This is a genomic window from Pseudomonas sp. LH1G9, assembly GCF_002949975.1.
GTDB lineage: Bacteria > Pseudomonadota > Gammaproteobacteria > Pseudomonadales > Pseudomonadaceae > Aquipseudomonas > Aquipseudomonas veronii.
In genome coordinates, this window is the sequence record NZ_CP026880.1 from 4,314,270 (window position 1) to 4,332,211 (window position 17,942).

A 17,942-nucleotide genomic window follows, 5' to 3' on the forward strand; every position below is an offset into this window, starting at 1 on the left:
TCCAGTGGCAGGCATCTCTGCCTGCCGCTTTATGCACTGGCAACGAAGGAGAAGCTGTATGCAAGTCAATATCAGTGGACACCAACTGGAAGTGACCGACGCGCTGCGCACCTATATCGGCGAAAAACTCAAACGAATTGAGGGGCATTTCGACAAGATCACCAACGTGCAAGTCATTATGACTGTCGAAAAGCTGAAGCAGAAAATCGAAGCCACCTTGCGTATACCCGGCGGAGAAGTCGTCGCCAATGCTGAGCATTCTGATATGTATGCCGCCATTGACGACCTGACCGACAAGCTGGATCGCCAAATCAAAAAGCATAAGGAAAAGCAGCAGAGCCTCCTACAGGGCACCGGCCGCTAACACTCCCCACCCATGATCCGACTTGAAACCATCCTGACTCCCGGCCGCTCCCTTGTGAACGCGCCGGGGGGCAGCAAGAAGAAAGCCCTCGAACAGATTGCCAACCTGATCAGCAAACAAGTGCCTGAGCTGGAGATGCAAGATGTCTACGAGGCTCTGATTGCCCGTGAAAAACTCGGCTCGACCGGTTTTGGTAACGGCATCGCCATTCCTCACTGCCGCCTCAAAGGCTGCGAGACACCTGTCAGCGCCCTGCTGCACCTGGACGCTCCCATCGATTTCGACGCCATCGACGGTGCCCCGGTCGACCTGCTGTTCGTGTTGCTGGTCCCGCAAGCCGCCACCGATGCACACCTGGAACTGCTCCGGCAGATCGCCAGCATGCTTGACCGCAAGGAAGTACGCGACAAACTGCGCAGTGCCAGCAGCAATGAGGCGTTGTATCAGGTTGTCCTGGCTGAACAAGACGAGCAGTAATCATGCGTTTGATCATCGTCAGTGGCCGCTCCGGCTCAGGTAAAAGCACCGCCCTCAATGTTCTTGAGGACAACGGCTTCTATTGCATCGACAACCTGCCCGCCGGCCTGCTGCCGGAGTTGGCGGAGCGCGCGCTGATCCACACCGAACTGGCACAGCCACTGGTCGCCGTGTCGATCGACGCCCGCAACCTGCCCAGCCACCTCTCGCGGTTCCCGGCACTGCTTGAGGAAGTGCGCGCCAAGCACATTCACTGTGATGTGCTGTACCTGGACGCAGACGAAGAAACCCTGCTCAAACGCTTCTCCGAGACCCGTCGACGCCACCCCCTCAGCAGCCCGCATCGTTCGCTGGCCGAAGCCATCGAGGACGAGACCAAGCTGTTGGGGCCGATCATTGACCTCGCCGACCTCAAGATCAACACCACCAGCCTCAACCTGTACCAACTGCGCGATGCCATCAAGCTCCGCCTGCTGAACCAGCCCGAGCCCGGCACGGCCTTTCTGGTCGAGTCGTTTGGCTTCAAGCGCGGCATGCCGGTGGACGCCGATCTGGTATTCGATGTGCGCTGCCTGCCCAATCCTTACTGGAAGCCGGAGTTGCGGGACCAGTCGGGGCTGGATCAGCCGGTGGCGGACTACCTGGCCGCGCAACCGGATGTCGAGGAGATGTTCCAGGACATCTCCAGCTACCTGCTCAAATGGCTACCGCGCTTTGCCGCCAGCAACCGGGCCTATGTCACCATTGCCATCGGCTGCACCGGCGGCCACCACCGTTCCGTCTACCTGACCGAACGCCTGGGCCAGATGCTGCAACAAACCCTCAAGAACGTCCAGGTTCGCCACCGCGACCTTAGCTGAAAGGAACACCCCCGCGATGCCCGTTCTGGAAATTGAAATCATCAACAAGCTGGGCCTGCACGCCCGCGCCTCAGCCAAGTTCGTCGGCATTGCCGGGCAGTTCCCCTGCCAGGTTCGCGCTGGACGCACTCCGGAAACCATGGTCGACGGCAAGAGCATCATGGCGATGATGATGCTCGCCGCCGGCAAGGGCACCAAGATTCATTTGAAGACCGAAGGCGAGCAAGAGCAGGAAGCGATGGACGCCTTGACCAAGCTGATCAATAACTTCTTTGATGAGGGTGAATAAACCCACCCGACGAGACAGAGGCTGAAGCCGCAACAGCTTCAGCCCAATGCAGTATCCATCACCATCATCAAGCAAAACCCGATGCACAGTCCCAGGCTGGCGAGCTTTTCATGGCCATTGCGCCGCGATTCGGGGATCACCTCGTGAGTGACCACCAGCAGCATCGCGCCAGCAGCCAACGCCAAGCCTAACGGCAGCAGCACCTGCGCCAGACTCACCAACCAGGCACAAAGCACTGCGAATATCGGCTCGACCAAGCCCGAAGCCGCACCGATCAGGAACGCCTTGAACCGCGACATCCCTGCCCCGGCCAGCACCAACGCAATCACCAGGCCTTCGGGCACATCCTGCAAAGCGATGCCCATGGCCAGGCTGTCGGCATCCGGCATGCCGCCGCCCGCCGACACGCCAACTGCCATACCCTCCGGGATGTTGTGCGCGATGATGGCAAACACGAACAGCCAGATGCGTGGCGGGATCACCGGATGCTCCGACGTACCGACCAGCATTTCCGGGCTGGCCCCGGAGACCTTGCGATCGACCAGGTACAAGCCGAACGCTCCCAGCATGATGCCAATGCTGATCAAGCCACTCGCGCCCCAAGGGCTGAACCCCAGGCCTTCAGCGGCGGCAATACCCGGCACGACCAACGAAAACGCCGTGGCCGCGAGCATCACGCCGGCACCAAAGCCCAGCAAGGTATCGCTCACTGCCGCCGGCATGCGCCGGATAACCAACACCGGTACGGCGCCCAACGCGGTGCCGAGCGCACAGATCGCCCCACCTTGCAGGGCCCGCAGGATGCGCGGCTCCAGGTCCAGCCAGGCGAATCCTTGAGTCACCAGCAATGCAATACCTGCCAATAGCAGCAGCGAGCCAAATGCGTAACGAAACATTCGCACGCTGCTGATCGCCAGTGTTTCAGTACCCATGGTCGGCCTTAGGTCGTGTTATACGGCGTGATATCAGGCCAGGGCGGCCTGGTAGCGGGCGGCGACTTCCGGCCAGTTGATGACACTGTAGAAGGCATTGATGTATTCAGGACGCCGGTTCTGGTACAGCAGGTAGTAGGCGTGCTCCCACACATCCAGGCCGAGGATCGGTGTGTTGCCGCTCATCAGCGGGCTGTCCTGATTGCCGCTGCTCTCCACCACCAGGGTCTTCTGCGGGGTCACGCTCAACCAGGCCCAGCCGCTGCCGAAGCGGGTCAATGCGGCCTTGGTGAAGGCCTCCTTGAAGCTGTCGAAACCGCCCAGTTGCTCATTGATCGCCTGGCCCAGCGCGCCATCGGGTTTGCCGCCGCCTTTGGGCGACATCACCGCCCAGAACAACGAGTGGTTGGCATGCCCACCGCCCTGATTGATCACCGCGGTGCGCAGTTGCTCGGGCAGTTGCTGGACGCTCGACACCAGCTTCTCTACCGGCCAGCCCGCAAACTCGGTGCCCTCCACGGCGGCATTGAGGTTGTTGATGTAAGTCTGGTGGTGCTTGGTGTAGTGAATTTGCATGGTTTGCGCATCGATATGCGGTTCCAGGGCATCGTAGGCGTAAGGCAAGGCAGGCAAGGTGTAGGACATATCAGTGTGCTCCGTATTGAGGAGGGGTCGGTTGCGCCGCGGTACCGCCCAGCAAGCGATGGGTACGGGGGTATTCGCCGTGATCGCTGATGAAATTCAACAGTTCGACGTAGGTCTTGCTGCTCTGGCGCAACGCCGCGTCGCGCAGTTGCGGGCTGAGGCGCTGGTCCTGCAGCGCCTGTAACAGCCGTTGGTGGATGGCACAGAGGTATTCCGCGCTTTCTTCCGGCTGGTTCAGGCGCAGGTGCAGGTCCGCCAGGTTGTGATGGGAAATGACGCAAGCCGCCACTGCTTCGTCGGCGTTTGCCCAGCGCTCGAACAACACTTGAGCCAGGGCCAGGGCTTGTAAATAGGCTTCGCGAGCGTCGACCAACTCGCCCTGCATAAAGCAGCGATTGGCCCGTTCGATCGTGCGTTTCCAATGCTCCATGGTCAGCCTCCAAAGCAGGGTCGGTGATTACACACCGCCGGCGGTGAGCTTTTCCGGGTCTAGCAGGACTTCCAGTTGGCTGCGCGGCAAGTCGGTGTGCTCGAGGGCGACATCAATCACCGGGCGACCTTGCTGATAGGCTTGCTTGGCGATTTCAGCGGCCTTTTGGTAACCAATGATCGGGTTGAGTGCGGTCACCAGGATCGGATTGCGCGACAACGCTTCCTTGAGCTTGGCCTCGTTGACCTTGAAACTGGCAATGGCCTTGTCCGCCAGCAGGCGGCTGGAATTGGCCAGCAGTTCGAGGCTGCCGAGCAGGTTCTGGGCGATGATCGGCAGCATCACATTCAGCTCGAAGTTGCCGGATTGCCCGGCAATGGTGATCACCGTGTCATTGCCGATGACTTGTGCGGCGACCATGGCGGTCGCTTCCGGAATCACTGGGTTGACCTTGCCCGGCATGATCGAAGAACCGGGCTGTAACCCTTCCAGTTCGATTTCGCCCAAGCCAGCCAGGGGCCCGGAATTCATCCAGCGCAAGTCGTTGGCGATTTTCATCAATGACACAGCGATCGCTTTCAACTGGCCGGAGACGGCGACGGCGGTGTCCTGGGAGCCGATCAACGCGAAGAGGTTCTTGCCCGGGGTGAATTGCACACCGGTCAGGCTGCTCAGCTGCTGGCTGAAACGCAGCGCAAACTCCGGATGCGCGTTGATCCCGGTACCGACAGCCGTGCCGCCCTGGGCCAGGGCTTGCAGGCTGGGCAACAGGTCCTGCAGGTGCGCAATATTGGCCTTGAGCTGCTGCGCCCAGCCATTGAGCACCTGGCTCATACGCACGGGCATGGCGTCCATCAGGTGCGTGCGACCGGTCTTGATGAAGGGGTGGACCTCTTCGGCCTTCCGTTCGATGACCTGCACCAGATGCAGCAACGCAGGCAGCGTTTGCTCATGCAGCACCAACGCCGCACTGACGTGGATGGTGGTCGGGATGATGTCGTTGCTGCTTTGGCCGCAGTTCACGTGATCGTTGGGGTTGACCGCCTCACCGAGCAAACGGCTGGCCAGGGTCGCGATCACTTCGTTGGCGTTCATATTGGAACTGGTGCCGGAACCGGTCTGAAAGATATCCACCGGAAAGTGCGGCATGAAGTCACCGTCCAGCAAGCCCAGGGCAGCATCGACAATGGCCTTGCCCTGCCCTTCGCTGATCTGCTTGAGATCGACGTTGACCTTGGCCGCTGCCACTTTGGCCAGGATCAGCGCACGAATGAACGGCGCCGGCATGCGCTGGTGGCTGATCGGAAAGTTGTTCACCGCGCGCTGGGTTTGCGCGCCGTACAAGGCCTCGGCAGGGACTTGCAGTTCACCCATACTGTCGCGTTCGATACGGTTATTACTCATCGGAAGATCCTTGCACCCAGTCAGAAACGGAAATCGAAGGCAGCAATTCGCACGTCGCCAATTGCCAGGCAAAGGCCTGCCAGCGCTTGAGGCGGCAGGCACAATGGGAGAGTGTTTCCAGGTCGTGCAGCGGGCGCCAGGCCTGGTCCAGGCACTGGGATCGCCAATGCCACGGCAAGGCAATGTCCGTGGCGGTGTCGATCAGCAGGCGGAAAGCCGTTTCAGCGATCGTCCACGGATGAGTCGCGGTACAACAGGCGAGGTATCGACCTTCATTGAGGTAATGTTCGATCAGGCGCGGTTCATTGGGATCGAGGCAGCAGCGAATCTGACGACTCATCCAACGCCAGCTTTCCAGGTAGGGGTCCTCATGCAGGACAGCATTCATGATCCGCACTCATTCGATAATGATATTTATTATTAAATGATATTGATAATCAACACAAGAGTGACAAGCCAATCAACCTGGAATGCAGCCACAAAAAAAGGCGCGCCATCCTGCAGATGGCGCGCCTTTTGGTGAAGCGTCGGAAGGATTAACTACCGGCGACCGTCATCCGCTCGATCAGGACCGAACCTGTACGGATATTGCTGCGCAGCTCCAGGTCGTTACCCACGGCAACGATCTGCTTGAACATGTCGCGCATATTGCCGGCGATGGTCACTTCCTGGACAGCAAACTGAATCTCACCGTTTTCTACCCAGAAACCCGCCGCGCCACGGGAATAATCACCGGTGACCATGTTCAAGCCCTGGCCCATCAATTCAGTCACCAGCAGGCCACGCCCCATGCGTCGCAACAGCGCCGCCTGGTCTTCCTCGCCGTGGGTCACGAACAGGTTATGCACGCCACCAGCGTTCGCGGTGCTCGGCAGGCCCAGTTTGCGCCCGGCATACGTGCCCAGCACGTAGGAGACCAACTCACCGTTTTCGACGAACGGCTTGGCATAGGTCGCCAGGCCATCGCCGTCGAACGACGAACTGCCCATGGCCCGCATCAGGTGTGGACGCTCGTCGATGGTCAGCCACTGCGGAAACAGCTTCTGGCCAATCGCACCTTCGAGGAACGACGATTTGCGGTACAGGTTGCCGCCGGAAATCGCCCCCAGGAAACTGCCGAACAGACCGCCGGCCAGTTCCGCCGAAAACAGCACCGGCACTTCACAGGTCGGCACCGGGCGGGCGCCCAGGCGGCTCGCGGCACGTTGCGCGGCACGCCGGCCAATGCTGACCGGGTCGGCCAGCAACTCGCCCTGACGGTTCACGTCGTACCAGTAATCGCGCTGCATCTGGCCGTTGGCTTCGGCGATCATCACGCAACTCAGGCTGTGACGCGTCGACGCATAACCGCCGATAAAACCATGGCTGTTGCCGTACACGCGGCAGCCCTGGTGGGTGCTCAAGGTGGTGCCGTCGGCATTCTTGATCCGAGGGTCGGCATCGAACGCCGCCGCTTCGCAGGTCAGCGCTTGTTCGATGGCTTGTTCCGGGGTGATGTCCCAGGCATGGAACAGGTCGAAATCCTGCAGATCCTTGGCCATCAACGCCTTGTCGGCCAGGCCCGAGCTTTCATCCTCGGACGTGTGCTTGGCAATCGCCAATGCGGCGGCCACCGTCTCGCGAATCGCTTCCGGCCCACTCGCCGAGGTGCTGGCCGAGCCTTTGCGCTGGCCGACGTACAAGGTGATGCCAAACCCCTGGTCGCGGTTGAATTCGACGGTTTCGACTTCCCGCTGACGTACCGACGTCGACAGCCCCTGCTCCAGGGACACAGCCACCTCGCAGGCACTGGCCCCCTGGCGCTTGGCCTCGGCAAGGATCTGCTCGACTTGTTCCTGCAGTGCCGGTAACGCTTGCGGACCGACGCTTTGGGCTGCACTCATGGTTTTCTCCACTCAAATTCTGCTTTCGGTTAAGGCCATCGAGCGACCGGGCCGGACAAGCGGCCCCCGACTGGTTATCATGGCGGCGTTTCTTTGCGGACTGCCACCATGGTTGATTCTTACGACGACTCCCTCGATGGGGAGAAAAGCAAAACCCAGGTCAAACGCGAGCTGCATGCTCTGGTTGACCTCGGCGAGCGCCTTACAACGCTCAAGCCGGACTTGATTGCAAAACTGCCTCTGACCGACGAAATGCGCCGGGCTCTGGCGGATGCACCCAAGCACACCGCGAATATCGCGCGTAAACGGCACATCATGTTTATCGGCAAGCTGATGCGCGATCAGGACACTGACGCGATTCTGACCCTGCTCGATCAACTCGATGCCTCCACTCGCCAGTACAACGAACGCTTCCACAACCTGGAACGTTGGCGTGACCGCCTGATCTCGGGCGATGACGCGGTGCTGGAGAAATTCGTACTGGACTACCCGGACGCGGACCGCCAGCAACTGCGCTCCCTGATCCGTCAGGCCCAGCACGAACTGGCGCAAAACAAGGCGCCGGCCACCAGCCGTAAAATCTTCAAGTACATCCGTGAGCTGGACGAGACTCAACGCGGCCTGCGTTGATCCTCTTCCCCGGGTGGCGGTCTTCGCCACCCGAAGCTCCCGCTCTTACGACCCCGTGCCACCCACGGTGATCGCGTCAATTTTCAAGGTTGGCTGACCCACGCCCACCGGCACCGACTGCCCATCCTTGCCGCACGTACCCACGCCGCTGTCCAGTGCCAGGTCGTTACCGACCATCGACACCTTGCTCATCGCTTCCGGCCCGTTGCCAATCAACGTCGCGCCTTTGACCGGCACGGTAATCTTGCCGTCTTCGATCAGGTACGCCTCGCTGGTGGAGAACACGAACTTGCCGCTGGTGATGTCCACCTGGCCGCCGCCGAGGTTGGCGCAGTAGATCCCGCGTTTGACCGAGGCGATGATTTCCGCCGGGTCACTTTCGCCAGCGAGCATGTAAGTGTTGGTCATCCGCGGCATCGGCAGGTGCGCGTAGGATTCGCGACGGCCGTTACCGGTACGCGCCACGCCCATCAGGCGGGCGTTGAGCTTGTCTTGCATGTAACCCTTGAGCACGCCGTTTTCGATCAGCGTGGTGCATTCGGTCGGCGTGCCTTCGTCATCGATGTTCAACGAGCCACGGCGACCGGCCAGGGTGCCGTCATCGACAATGGTACACAGCTTGGAGGCGACCATCTCGCCCATGCGCCCGCTGTAGGCCGAACTGCCCTTGCGGTTGAAGTCGCCTTCCAGGCCATGGCCCACGGCTTCGTGGAGCAGTACGCCAGACCAGCCCGAGCCCAATACCACCGGCAAGGTGCCGGCCGGTGCGGGGATGGCTTCCAGGTTGACCAGCGCCTGGCGCAGCGCTTCACGGGCATAGCCCATGGCGCGGTCCTCGGCGAGGAAATAACGGTAGTCGGTACGCCCGCCGCCGCCGTGCCCACCGCGCTCGCGGCGGCCGTTCTGTTCGACGATCACGCTGACGTTGAAACGCACCAGCGGCCGCACATCCGCCGCCAGGCCGCCGTCGGTGGACGCCACCAGGATGCGTTCCCACACCCCGGCCATGCTCACCGTGACTTGCTGGATACGCGGGTCGAGGGCGCGGGTCGCGGCATCGATACGCTTGAGCAGATCGACTTTTTCTGCGCGGCTGATCACTTCCAGGGGGTTATCCGGCGCGTACAACTGGGCCACATCCTGGGTGCTGAATGCCTGCACCGTACCGTTCTGGCCGGCGCGGGAAATCGAACGGGCAGCCCGGGCGGCCAGGCCCAAGGCTTCCAGGGTAATCGCGTTGCTGTAGGCGAAACCGGTTTTCTCACCGGATTGCGCGCGCACGCCGACACCCTGGTCGAGGTTGAAACTGCCTTCCTTGACGATCCCGTCTTCCAAAGCCCACGACTCGGAAATCTGCCCCTGGAAATACAGGTCGGCCGCGTCGATGCCCGGCCCGGCCAGATCGCCCAGCACGGTTTGCAGGCTTTCGATGGTCACGCCACCGGGTGCCAGGAGGTGTTCGCTGACTGAGGACAACAACTCGCTCATAGGTTTGGCCTTAAATTCATCGTTCTGAAGCAGGCCGCTGCGCGCCCTGCGAGAAAAAGCGCCGGTGGTTGACCACCGGCATGCGCGCCCGTATCGACGCCTGTTCACTGCTGTCGCGTTCGGCCAGCAACACCGCTTCGCCTTGATCCTGTTGCGTCAGTACGCGCCCCCAGGGGTCGACAATCGCCGCGTGGCCATAAGTCTCCCGTGGCCCCGGATGCACCCCGCCCTGGGCGGCCGCCAGCAGATAACACTGGGTCTCGATGGCCCGCGCGCGAATCAGCACATCCCAATGGGCGGCACCGGTGACCGCGGTGAAGGCCGAGGGCGCGGTAATCAGTTCAGCCCCCGCCGCGCGCAACTCGCCGTACAACTCCGGGAAGCGCAGGTCGTAACACACCGTCAGGCCCAAGCGGCCGACCGGCGTATCCGCCACCACAACGTTGCTCCCGAAAGCATAGTCATCGGATTCACGATAGCGACCGCGCGCGTCCGCCACGTCGACATCGAACAAATGCAGCTTGTCGTAGCGGGCGACGATCTCGCCATGCTCATCGATCAGCAACGAGCAGGCGTTGGCCTTGGCGTTCGGTTGATCCTTGGGCGGCAGCGGCAAAGTGCCAGCCACTATCCATAAGGTGAGGTCGCGGGCGGTCTGTTTCAACCATGGCAGGATCGGTCCTTCACCCAACGCCTCGGCGCGGCCGATGTCAGCCACATCGCGGCGGCCCATGGCGGCGAAGTTTTCCGGCAGCACCGCCAGCCGCGCACCCTTTGCCGCCGCTTGCTCCAGCAGGCGCCGGGCCTGGGCCAGGTTGGCCAGCACATCGCTCTGGCTGACCATTTGAATTACCGCAAAGGACATGGGCCGACACTCCATAAATGGCATGCAGCCATGCTACTCCACAGGCTCTCAGTTTGGTTTTTCAAATGGCTTGTCGAAGCTGATTTTCGGGTCTTTCCATGGTCCTTCGACTTTGTACTGCACGCTGGCAAACCGCGAAACCCGGTCGCCGATCAGCTTGTCGATCAGGAACAGCGCGCCACCAATGGCCGGCGCGCCGACAATCAGCGCGGCGATCGGCAGGTTGTTGGTCACCGGCAATGTCACCAGCAGCTTGGCATCCACGCGATCAGCCACCAAGTCCAGGGTGCCATTAAGCTCCAGGTTGCTCGACGGCCCCGTCAGGGTGATCGGCTCGCGGGTCACAAACACCCCGTTGCTGGCCGCGAGCAAGCCTTTGACCCGGTCATAACTCAAGCCTTTGCCGAGCAGGTCGGAGAAGTCCAGGCGCAACCGACGGCCGATGGAATTGAAGTTAAGCAGGCCGAACACCCGCAGCGCCTGGGCGCCACCTTCCACTTCAACGAACTGGCCTTTGCGGAATGTTGCATCCAGGCTGCCGGAAAAACGCTTGGGCCCGACCCAGGCGGGGGAGCCCGGCCAACGACCGTCCACGTCCAGGTGGAAATCTTCACTGGTCACGGTAGGCGCAAAGCCCCAGCCCTTGAGGACATCGGCGATGTTCTTGCCATCCAGGCGCCCTTTGTACCAACTGCTGCTGTCGCCCGGCGCGCCTTCCCAACCACCAGCGCCCTTGAGCAGCATGCCCTTGAGGCCCAGGTCCAGGTTGTTGAAGGCCAGGCCCTTGGCGGTCGGTCGGATCTTCAGCGACCACGCGCCGATCAGGTCCGGCCCCTGGAACAGTTGATCAATGCTGATGTCCAGCGCTGGAATATCCTTGGGATCGATGTCGGCCAATGGGTCCGGCGCATTTTCATCCGCCTGTACCGTCGGGTCCACCGCCGGCAGTTTCACGTACTGCAGGTTGACCGCGATGGGTGCGCCCTTGGCGTCCGACAGGTTGACCGTGCCCTTGGCCTGCTGGCTGTCGAACTGCAGGCCCCATGCCGAGGGTTTACGGTCAAGCTGGAGGTTGACCTGGTCGAACTGCTGCCCAAAACCAGTCAACTTGCCCACCTTGAAGTCGGCGCCGCTCAACAGCTGTTTCGCGCTGCCTCCCGGGTCGTTGCCCGCGTAGTGATCGATGAGTTTCTTCCACGGATCGATATCCAGTTCCGACAGCACACCGCGAATGCGCAGGCCCTTGCCACCGGGCAGCAGCGCATCGCCATCGCCGAGAAACAACTCGCCGCGGCCGTCGCTGAATTTATCCGGCGGCGCAGCAAAGGTGAAGTTCGCCAGGTCGCCGTAATCGAACCAGTAGCGGCGCTCGGCGCCCTGCAAGGTCATGCGGAACACGCTGTCACGGCCCTGGCTGGCCGCCATGCCGAACGGCGCCGGCAGGTCCACTGCCACGCCTTTGAGGTTGGAGCTGACCCTCAACTGGCTGTCGGCACCGTCCAGATTGAGCTGCAACTGGTACGGAATATCACCGGACACCGGCAGCGGCTGGCTGATTTTCAACCAGTCCGTCAGACGCTTGACCGTGACCTGGCCTTTGGCGGTAACGCGGGTGCTGATACTGCCCGGCTTGCCATCCGCGAAGATCTGCGCGGTGATCGGCCGATCGAAGGCTTGCGCCGTGATGTTCTGCCCACTCAGGCCCTTGGCGCTGTCGAAGCGGAAATCCCCCTTGAGCTGGCTCAGGTCCAGAGGCGGCTCAGCCAATTGCAGGCGCGCCTTGTCGGTCTGGAAATCCACCACGATCTTCGGTTCGGTGCCCTTGGCCAGCGGGATATCCAGGTCCAGCTTGCCCTGTAGATCGCCCTCGCCTTTCCAACCGGCAAAGGTCGAAGCGGTGCCTATCGGCGCTTCCTGGAGGATTTTCAGGCCATCACCCAGGCCGCCGGCAAACTCACCGGTGAGCAGTAAGTGGCTGTCCTTGCCCGCGGGCGCGTGGGGGATATTGACGTAGATGTCCTTGACGCCGGTATCGAGCAGTTGGCCCTTGCTGGCCAGGATGCGGACACCGCTCTCCTCGACAAACACTTCGCCGTTGACCTTGCTCACATGGGGCCAACCCGGCTGGAACGCCAACTCAGCGTCATGCACCTTGAAAAACAGGCTGATATTGCGCGAAGCCGGCAACGCACCGTGATTCAGCGAGCCTTGGTACTGAAAGAAGCCTTCATCGACCGCGCCTTTGAGAATCGCGGTACGCAGCCATTCATCCAGCGCCGGGCTCAGCACCGCCGGCAGGTATTTAGGCGTGAAACGTCCATCGCCATCGACCATGCCGACCCGCAGGTCCATGTAGTCTTCCTGGCTATTGTCGAAATGCAGGCGAATCAGGAAGTCGGCGGCGACCTTGCCTTCCTCGCCCAGCACCTTGATATACGGCGCGATCAGGGTGAAACCTTGCTGATCGAGCTTCCAGGTCAGGCGCGCATTGGCCTGGATGTACTGCCAGGGCTTGGCGAAGATCGGGTCGAGGTGCAGGGAAAAGTCCTTGCTGTCCATGCGCAGCTCGCCCTGCCCCAGGTCGCCGCTGATGCTGCCGGAAACGTTACGTGCGGCAGGAGCGCCGAAGTAGGCGTCGAAGCCCACCCGCTCGAGGTTGGCGGCAAAGCTGACTTTCTGATCGGTCGTGTCCTGCGGACGAAAATCCACCAGCACATTGCGCAGCAGACCGGTGGCCTTGAGGTGTTCGATCGTCTTGGCGAAGCCTTCCGGCAACGGCGCCAAGGCATTGAGCAACGGGGTGATCGGGGTCAGGTCGAGGCGATCGGCCTGCAGGTTCCAGACTTCCTGCGCCTTGTCGGTGGCCAGGCGTTGCTGCAATTGCAGACGCGATTCCCAACGGCTATCGCCGATGTTCATCGCCAACGAATCGAACAGCACCTTGAGGCCGCTCTCACTGCGTTGCAGGTAGGCGGTCAGGGCGAGGTTTTCAATGTGGACCGGCTTGCGGTCGGCGTAGCTGCCCTTCACTTGCGGCGAGTTGAGGCGCACCACCGCGCTTTGCACGGTGCCTTTGGCCCAGGTCAGCCAGAATTCACCGCCAGCCTTGAACTGCGTGAGTTTCCACTGCTGGGTCAACCTGGCCGGGACCCATTTGGCCCAATCGCTCTGGGGCAGGCTCAGGTAGGCCTGGACCTCAGCGTCTTTCCAGGCACTGGCGCGGATCTGCGTGCGCAGGCTCAGGGCCAGGGGTTGGCCATCCGGCAGGGTCAGGCGGGCGTCCAGGCGTTGGCGGGTCGCGCCCGTTTGCAAGCTCAGGCCCACATACGTGAAGGTCAGCGGCGCCTGGTCGAACGGCTGCAACGTGACCTGGCTATCCAGCAACGACACGCGCTGGACGCTCTGCATGCGCTTGAGCAACTGTTCCGGGTCCAGCGGCTGGTCGTCCTGCACCGGCAGGCCTTGCAGCGCCCAGTGGCCATCCTTGTCTTCCCTGGCGCTCAGTTGCAGGCCGCTGACTTCCAGGTGGGCAATACGCACGTCGCGCGCCATCAGGCTGGCCCAGATGTCCGGCACCACCTGCACCTGGTCCAGGCGCAAGGCATTGCTGCCCTCGCCCACCATCACGTCATGGGCCAGCAACACAGGGGCGAAACCGCTCCAGCGGCCTTCAAGGCGACCGATCTGCAGCGGCATATCCACCGCGGCCTGGGCCTTGGCTTCGATTTCTGCGCGGTATTCGGCGACCAGCGGGGTCAATTCACGCCCCAGGCTCACGTACAGCGCCGCCAATACCAGCAGCAGGGCGCACAGGCCCAGGCCCCAGCGGGTCAAAGCGGCAAAAAAGCGTGTCAGACGCTCCATGTCAAGCGACCCTCAGGCAGTAGTCGGACCGCAGATCCAGGTCTGTCGGGTTCAGGGAAAGCCAATGAATGAAAATCAGAGCAGCACCACGTCGTATTGTTCCTGGGAGTACATGGTTTCGACCTGAAAACGAATGGTGCGCCCGATAAAACCTTCCAGTTCAGCCACGTTACCGGACTCTTCATCCAGCAAGCGGTCGACCACTTTCTGGTTGGCAAGCACTCTATAACCTTCAGCCTGGTAGGCTCGTGCCTCTCGTAGGATTTCCCGGAAAATCTCGTAGCAAACCGTTTCAGGGGTCTTCAATTTACCGCGCCCCTGGCAACTGCTGCACGGCTCGCACAGCACTTGCTCGAGACTTTCGCGGGTGCGCTTGCGGGTCATCTGCACCAGGCCCAGCTCGGTGATGCCGATGATGTTGGTCTTGGCGTGATCACGTTCCAGCTGCTTCTCGAGGGTGCGCAGCACCTGACGCTGGTGTTCTTCATCTTCCATGTCGATGAAGTCGATGATGATGATCCCGCCCAGGTTGCGCAGGCGCAATTGGCGGGCAATCGCAGTGGCCGCTTCGAGGTTGGTCTTGAAGATGGTCTCTTCAAGGTTGCGGTGCCCCACGAACGCACCGGTGTTGACGTCGATGGTGGTCATGGCTTCGGCCGGGTCCACCACCAGGTAGCCACCGGACTTGAGCGGCACTTTGCGTTCGAGGGCTTTCTGGATTTCGTCTTCGACGCCATACAGGTCAAAGATCGGCCGCTCGCCAGGGTAATGCTCCAGGCGGTCAGCAATTTCCGGCATCAGTTCGGCAACAAATTGCGTGGTGCGCTGGAAGGTTTCCCGCGAGTCGATGCGAATTTTCTCGATCTTGGGGCTGACCAGGTCACGCAAGGTGCGCAGGGCCAGGCCCAGGTCTTCATAGATCACGCTGGGGGCGCCGACGGTCTTGATCTGTGCGCCGATCTGGTCCCACAGGCGCCGCAGATAGCGGATATCCATGAGGATTTCATCGGCACCGGCGCCTTCGGCGGCGGTGCGCAGGATAAACCCACCCGCTTCCTTGATGCCCTCGGCGGCAACGCAGTCGCTGACCACTTTTTTCAGACGCTCGCGCTCGGCTTCGTCTTCAATCTTCAGGGAAATGCCGACATGGGCAGTGCGCGGCATGTACACCAGGTAGCGCGAAGGAATCGACAGTTGCGTGGTCAGCCGCGCACCTTTGGAGCCAATGGGGTCCTTGGTGACTTGCACCACCAGGCTCTGCCCTTCATGCACCAGGGCGCTGATGCTTTCCACCGCCGGGCCTTCACGCAGGGAAATTTCCGAGGCATGGATAAACGCGGCGCGGTCCAGGCCGATATCGACGAAGGCGGCCTGCATGCCGGGCAATACGCGCACGACCTTGCCTTTATAGATGTTGCCGACGATCCCGCGCTTCTGGGTGCGCTCGACGTGAACTTCCTGCAGAACACCGTTCTCTACCACCGCCACGCGCGATTCCATCGGCGTGATATTGATCAGAATCTCTTCACTCATGGCTGGGTCTCGTTCAGGCGTTTTCACAATAGTGGCCGATCGCTTAAGGCTGGGCGCTGGTGTACGGCGTTCAGCGCGCGGTAAGGTTTTGCCAACAGGGTATGCCGAATTGGCCAAGCAACTGCGCGGTTTCGCACACCGGCAAGCCGACCACGGCGGAATAACTGCCATTGAGCCCGGCCACGAACACCGAGCCCAGCCCCTGGATAGCATAACCCCCGGCCTTGTCCTGAGGTTCGCCACTGTGCCAGTAGCTTGTAGCCTCCTCGACAGAAATCCCACGAAAAAGTACGCGACTGCTTACACATCGGATGTCACAGCGCTGACCGTCCGTGAGAGCAACGGCCGTCAGCACTTCATGTTCACGCCCTGCCAGCGCCAGCAACATGGCCAGGCCGTCGGCCTGATCCAGCGGTTTGCCAAGGATCTGGCCGTCGACGATCACCGCCGTGTCGGCGCCCAGCACACAGGCCCCGGAGGTTTCCCCGAGTGCAGCGAAACCCGCCGCGGCCTTGGCGCGCGCCAGACGCTCGACGTAGGAAACAGGAGATTCGTTAGTAAGAGGCGTTTCATCAATCGCGGCGCTGACCACGGTGAACGGCACACCGATCTGGGTCAGCAGTTCACGCCGCCTTGGGGAGCCCGAGGCCAGATAAAGCGAATTCATTGCAGACTCTCCCTGTGGGGTTCGATAACCAGGCAGAGCCTCGCAATCCATTCAATTGATTTTATAGCGACGACATAACCCGCGCAGACCGAAACTGACCCACGGCCACAGCAACGCGCTGACCAGGGCCGGCAACACCAGTGCCAAGGTCGGCTGTCGGTTGCCGGTCAAGGCACTGAGCCACAGCTGCACCAACTGCGCCAGGCCGAAGATCACCAGGATCACCAGGCACTGTTGCCACATCGGGAACATGCGAAGGCGCTGCTGCAATGAAAGCACCAGGAAGGTGATCAAGGTCAGGATCAACGCGTTCTGCCCCAGCAAGGTGCCATAGAGCACATCTTCCGCCAAGCCCAGAAACATTGCCGTGACCATGCCCACTTGGTGCGGCAGGTTCAGCGACCAGAATGCCAGCAGCAGGGCCAGCCAGAGCGGACGCAGGATTTCCATGAACTGCGGCAGCGGCGAAACACTGAGCAGCAAGCCGAGAGCAAAGGTCAGCCAGACGATCCAGCCATTGTGCGAATGAGTACCGGCCATTATTCCTCCCTCTGCCGCGTGGTTGCCCGGGCGGCGGGCGTCGCGGGCGCAGGCGCGGCGGCCGGCGGTTTGGTCGCCGCCGGTTTCACCGGGCGAGCGCTGTGAGCGGCCGGCTTGGCTGGCGTGGCCACGGGCGCAGTCACCGCCGGCGCTGTTGCAGGCGGTGTGGCTGACGCGGGTTTGGGTACGGTCGCCGGGATGATCGGCGCGGTGCCGTTGCGTTTGTCTTCCGCTTCCTGGGCCTGAGCGGCGTCGTTGGCGCGCTCTTCCGGGGTGCGGTTGTCGCTGAAGACCAGCAACAGGTAGCGGCTGCGGTTCAGCGCGGCCGTCGGCACGGCGCGGACAATCGCGAAAGGCTGGCCGGAGTCGTGGATCACTTCCTTGACCGTCGCCACCGGATAACCCGCCGGGAAGCGCTGACCCAGGCCGGAACTGACCAGCAGGTCGCCTTCCTTGATATCCGCGGTGTCGGCCACATGACGCAGTTCCAGCCGCTCCGGGTTACCCGTACCGCTGGCAATCGCGCGCAGGCCGTTGCGGTTGACCTGCACCGGAATGCTGTGGGTGGTGTCTGTCAGCAGCAATACCCGCGATGTGTAGGGCATCAACTCGACCACCTGCCCCATCAGGCCACGGGCATCGAGTACCGGCTGGCCGAGGACCACTCCGTCGCGCTCACCCTTGTTGATGATGATGCGATGGGTAAAGGGGTTGGGGTCCATGCCGATCAACTCGGCGACTTCGACCTTCTCGTTGACCAGAGCGGAGGAGTTGAGCAACTCGCGCAGCCGAACGTTCTGCTCGGTGAGGGCCGCCAGCTTTTGCATGCGCCCCTGCAGCAGCAGGTTTTCAGTCTTGAGTTTTTCGTTCTCGGCGACCAGCTCGGTGCGGCTGCCGAATTGGCTGGCCACGCCCTGGTAGAGACGTTGCGGCAGGTCGGTGATCCAGTAAGTCTGCATCAACACCAGCGACATCTGGCTACGCACAGGCTTGAGCAGTGCAAAGCGAGCATCGACCACCATCAGCGCGACCGAAAGCACGACCAGCACCAATAAGCGCACGCCCAATGAG

At 61.6% G+C, this 17,942-nt stretch carries 18 protein-coding genes; 5 read left to right on the top strand and 13 right to left on the bottom strand.

Annotated features, from left to right (window positions below):
- Nucleotides 1–58: 58 nt before the first annotated feature.
- From hpf to C5F70_RS19975, 4 genes are read left to right on the top strand one after another with little or no spacing between them, the layout of a single operon-like run.
- Entirely contained in the window at nucleotides 59–364 is a 306-nt protein-coding gene (hpf, locus tag C5F70_RS19960) for a ribosome hibernation-promoting factor, HPF/YfiA family (protein WP_017845983.1), read from the top strand.
- 12 nt (nucleotides 365–376) lie between these two features.
- Nucleotides 377–841: a PTS IIA-like nitrogen regulatory protein PtsN gene (ptsN, locus tag C5F70_RS19965; RefSeq protein WP_026139903.1), complete on the top strand. Its 465-nt coding sequence runs from the start codon at nucleotides 377–379 to the stop codon at nucleotides 839–841.
- A 2-nt stretch (nucleotides 842–843) separates the two neighbouring features.
- Nucleotides 844–1,701 carry an RNase adapter RapZ gene (gene rapZ / locus C5F70_RS19970; protein WP_017845985.1) on the top strand — a complete coding sequence of 286 codons (858 nt, stop codon included), beginning with the start codon at nucleotides 844–846 and terminating at the stop codon, nucleotides 1,699–1,701.
- Nucleotides 1,702–1,717: 16 nt separating this feature from the next.
- The gene (locus C5F70_RS19975) at nucleotides 1,718–1,990 is read left to right on the top strand and encodes an HPr family phosphocarrier protein (protein WP_017845986.1); all 273 of its coding nucleotides are present in this window, start codon (nucleotides 1,718–1,720) and stop codon (nucleotides 1,988–1,990) included.
- 38 nt (nucleotides 1,991–2,028) lie between these two features.
- Here the strand turns inward: C5F70_RS19975 and C5F70_RS19980 are convergent, their stop codons facing one another.
- The 6 genes from C5F70_RS19980 to pmbA form a co-directional block, all read right to left on the bottom strand.
- Nucleotides 2,029–2,922, bottom strand: a complete 894-nt coding sequence (locus C5F70_RS19980; RefSeq protein ID WP_104903937.1) for a ZIP family metal transporter — start codon at nucleotides 2,920–2,922, stop codon at nucleotides 2,029–2,031.
- Nucleotides 2,923–2,955: 33 nt separating this feature from the next.
- Nucleotides 2,956–3,567 (bottom strand): superoxide dismutase, encoded by a 612-nt coding sequence (locus C5F70_RS19985; RefSeq protein ID WP_017845988.1) that lies wholly within the window; start codon nucleotides 3,565–3,567, stop codon nucleotides 2,956–2,958.
- Nucleotide 3,568: 1 nt separating this feature from the next.
- Entirely contained in the window at nucleotides 3,569–3,997 is a 429-nt protein-coding gene (locus C5F70_RS19990) for a hypothetical protein (protein WP_017845989.1), read from the bottom strand.
- A gap of 27 nt (nucleotides 3,998–4,024) precedes the next feature.
- Nucleotides 4,025–5,401, bottom strand: a complete 1,377-nt coding sequence (locus C5F70_RS19995; RefSeq protein ID WP_017845990.1) for a lyase family protein — start codon at nucleotides 5,399–5,401, stop codon at nucleotides 4,025–4,027.
- On the bottom strand, nucleotides 5,394–5,789 hold the full coding sequence (locus C5F70_RS20000; RefSeq protein WP_104903938.1) for a FagA protein: 396 nt from the start codon (nucleotides 5,787–5,789) through the stop codon (nucleotides 5,394–5,396). Before C5F70_RS20000 ends, C5F70_RS19995 begins: the two co-directional genes overlap by 8 nt.
- Nucleotides 5,790–5,937: 148 nt before the next feature.
- Nucleotides 5,938–7,284 carry a metalloprotease PmbA gene (gene pmbA, locus C5F70_RS20005; protein WP_017845992.1) on the bottom strand — a complete coding sequence of 449 codons (1,347 nt, stop codon included), beginning with the start codon at nucleotides 7,282–7,284 and terminating at the stop codon, nucleotides 5,938–5,940.
- 108 nt (nucleotides 7,285–7,392) lie between these two features.
- On the opposite strand from pmbA, the gene yjgA reads away from it, so the two are divergent.
- The gene (gene yjgA, locus C5F70_RS20010) at nucleotides 7,393–7,914 is read left to right on the top strand and encodes a ribosome biogenesis factor YjgA (RefSeq protein WP_010567685.1); all 522 of its coding nucleotides are present in this window, start codon (nucleotides 7,393–7,395) and stop codon (nucleotides 7,912–7,914) included.
- Between the two features lie 45 nt (nucleotides 7,915–7,959).
- Here yjgA and tldD read toward each other — a convergent pair whose 3' ends face one another.
- From tldD to mreC, 7 genes are all read right to left on the bottom strand, one after another.
- Nucleotides 7,960–9,402, bottom strand: a complete 1,443-nt coding sequence (gene tldD / locus C5F70_RS20015; RefSeq protein ID WP_046384681.1) for a metalloprotease TldD — start codon at nucleotides 9,400–9,402, stop codon at nucleotides 7,960–7,962.
- A gap of 16 nt (nucleotides 9,403–9,418) precedes the next feature.
- Nucleotides 9,419–10,267, bottom strand: a complete 849-nt coding sequence (locus C5F70_RS20020; protein WP_046484651.1) for a carbon-nitrogen hydrolase family protein — start codon at nucleotides 10,265–10,267, stop codon at nucleotides 9,419–9,421.
- 48 nt (nucleotides 10,268–10,315) lie between these two features.
- Nucleotides 10,316–14,131, bottom strand: a complete 3,816-nt coding sequence (locus C5F70_RS20025) for a YhdP family protein (RefSeq protein WP_104903939.1) — start codon at nucleotides 14,129–14,131, stop codon at nucleotides 10,316–10,318.
- A gap of 75 nt (nucleotides 14,132–14,206) precedes the next feature.
- Entirely contained in the window at nucleotides 14,207–15,664 is a 1,458-nt protein-coding gene (rng, locus tag C5F70_RS20030; protein WP_010567681.1) for a ribonuclease G, read from the bottom strand.
- Between the two features lie 70 nt (nucleotides 15,665–15,734).
- Nucleotides 15,735–16,331 carry a nucleoside triphosphate pyrophosphatase gene (locus tag C5F70_RS20035; protein ID WP_104903940.1) on the bottom strand — a complete coding sequence of 199 codons (597 nt, stop codon included), beginning with the start codon at nucleotides 16,329–16,331 and terminating at the stop codon, nucleotides 15,735–15,737.
- Nucleotides 16,332–16,382: 51 nt separating this feature from the next.
- Nucleotides 16,383–16,871, bottom strand: a complete 489-nt coding sequence (gene mreD, locus C5F70_RS20040) for a rod shape-determining protein MreD (protein ID WP_026139904.1) — start codon at nucleotides 16,869–16,871, stop codon at nucleotides 16,383–16,385.
- Nucleotides 16,871–17,938 carry a rod shape-determining protein MreC gene (mreC, locus tag C5F70_RS20045; protein WP_046484655.1) on the bottom strand — a complete coding sequence of 356 codons (1,068 nt, stop codon included), beginning with the start codon at nucleotides 17,936–17,938 and terminating at the stop codon, nucleotides 16,871–16,873. The genes mreD and mreC overlap by 1 nt, the downstream gene beginning before the upstream one ends.
- Between the last annotated feature and the right edge of the window lie 4 nt (nucleotides 17,939–17,942).

Excerpts from the sequence above, each read along its gene's own strand:
- hpf (WP_017845983.1), top strand. The coding sequence starts at position 59 with ATGCAAGTCAATATCAGTGGACACCAACTGGAAGTGACCGACGCGCTG.
- ptsN (WP_026139903.1), top strand. The coding sequence starts at position 377 with ATGATCCGACTTGAAACCATCCTGACTCCCGGCCGCTCCCTTGTGAAC.
- rapZ (WP_017845985.1), top strand. The coding sequence starts at position 844 with ATGCGTTTGATCATCGTCAGTGGCCGCTCCGGCTCAGGTAAAAGCACC.
- C5F70_RS19975 (WP_017845986.1), top strand. The coding sequence starts at position 1,718 with ATGCCCGTTCTGGAAATTGAAATCATCAACAAGCTGGGCCTGCACGCC.
- C5F70_RS19980 (WP_104903937.1), bottom strand. The coding sequence starts at position 2,922 with ATGGGTACTGAAACACTGGCGATCAGCAGCGTGCGAATGTTTCGTTAC.
- C5F70_RS19985 (WP_017845988.1), bottom strand. The coding sequence starts at position 3,567 with ATGTCCTACACCTTGCCTGCCTTGCCTTACGCCTACGATGCCCTGGAA.
- C5F70_RS19990 (WP_017845989.1), bottom strand. The coding sequence starts at position 3,997 with ATGGAGCATTGGAAACGCACGATCGAACGGGCCAATCGCTGCTTTATG.
- C5F70_RS19995 (WP_017845990.1), bottom strand. The coding sequence starts at position 5,401 with ATGAGTAATAACCGTATCGAACGCGACAGTATGGGTGAACTGCAAGTC.
- C5F70_RS20000 (WP_104903938.1), bottom strand. The coding sequence starts at position 5,789 with ATGAATGCTGTCCTGCATGAGGACCCCTACCTGGAAAGCTGGCGTTGG.
- pmbA (WP_017845992.1), bottom strand. The coding sequence starts at position 7,284 with ATGAGTGCAGCCCAAAGCGTCGGTCCGCAAGCGTTACCGGCACTGCAG.
- yjgA (WP_010567685.1), top strand. The coding sequence starts at position 7,393 with ATGGTTGATTCTTACGACGACTCCCTCGATGGGGAGAAAAGCAAAACC.
- tldD (WP_046384681.1), bottom strand. The coding sequence starts at position 9,402 with ATGAGCGAGTTGTTGTCCTCAGTCAGCGAACACCTCCTGGCACCCGGT.
- C5F70_RS20020 (WP_046484651.1), bottom strand. The coding sequence starts at position 10,267 with ATGTCCTTTGCGGTAATTCAAATGGTCAGCCAGAGCGATGTGCTGGCC.
- C5F70_RS20025 (WP_104903939.1), bottom strand. The coding sequence starts at position 14,131 with ATGGAGCGTCTGACACGCTTTTTTGCCGCTTTGACCCGCTGGGGCCTG.
- rng (WP_010567681.1), bottom strand. The coding sequence starts at position 15,664 with ATGAGTGAAGAGATTCTGATCAATATCACGCCGATGGAATCGCGCGTG.
- C5F70_RS20035 (WP_104903940.1), bottom strand. The coding sequence starts at position 16,331 with ATGAATTCGCTTTATCTGGCCTCGGGCTCCCCAAGGCGGCGTGAACTG.
- mreD (WP_026139904.1), bottom strand. The coding sequence starts at position 16,871 with ATGGCCGGTACTCATTCGCACAATGGCTGGATCGTCTGGCTGACCTTT.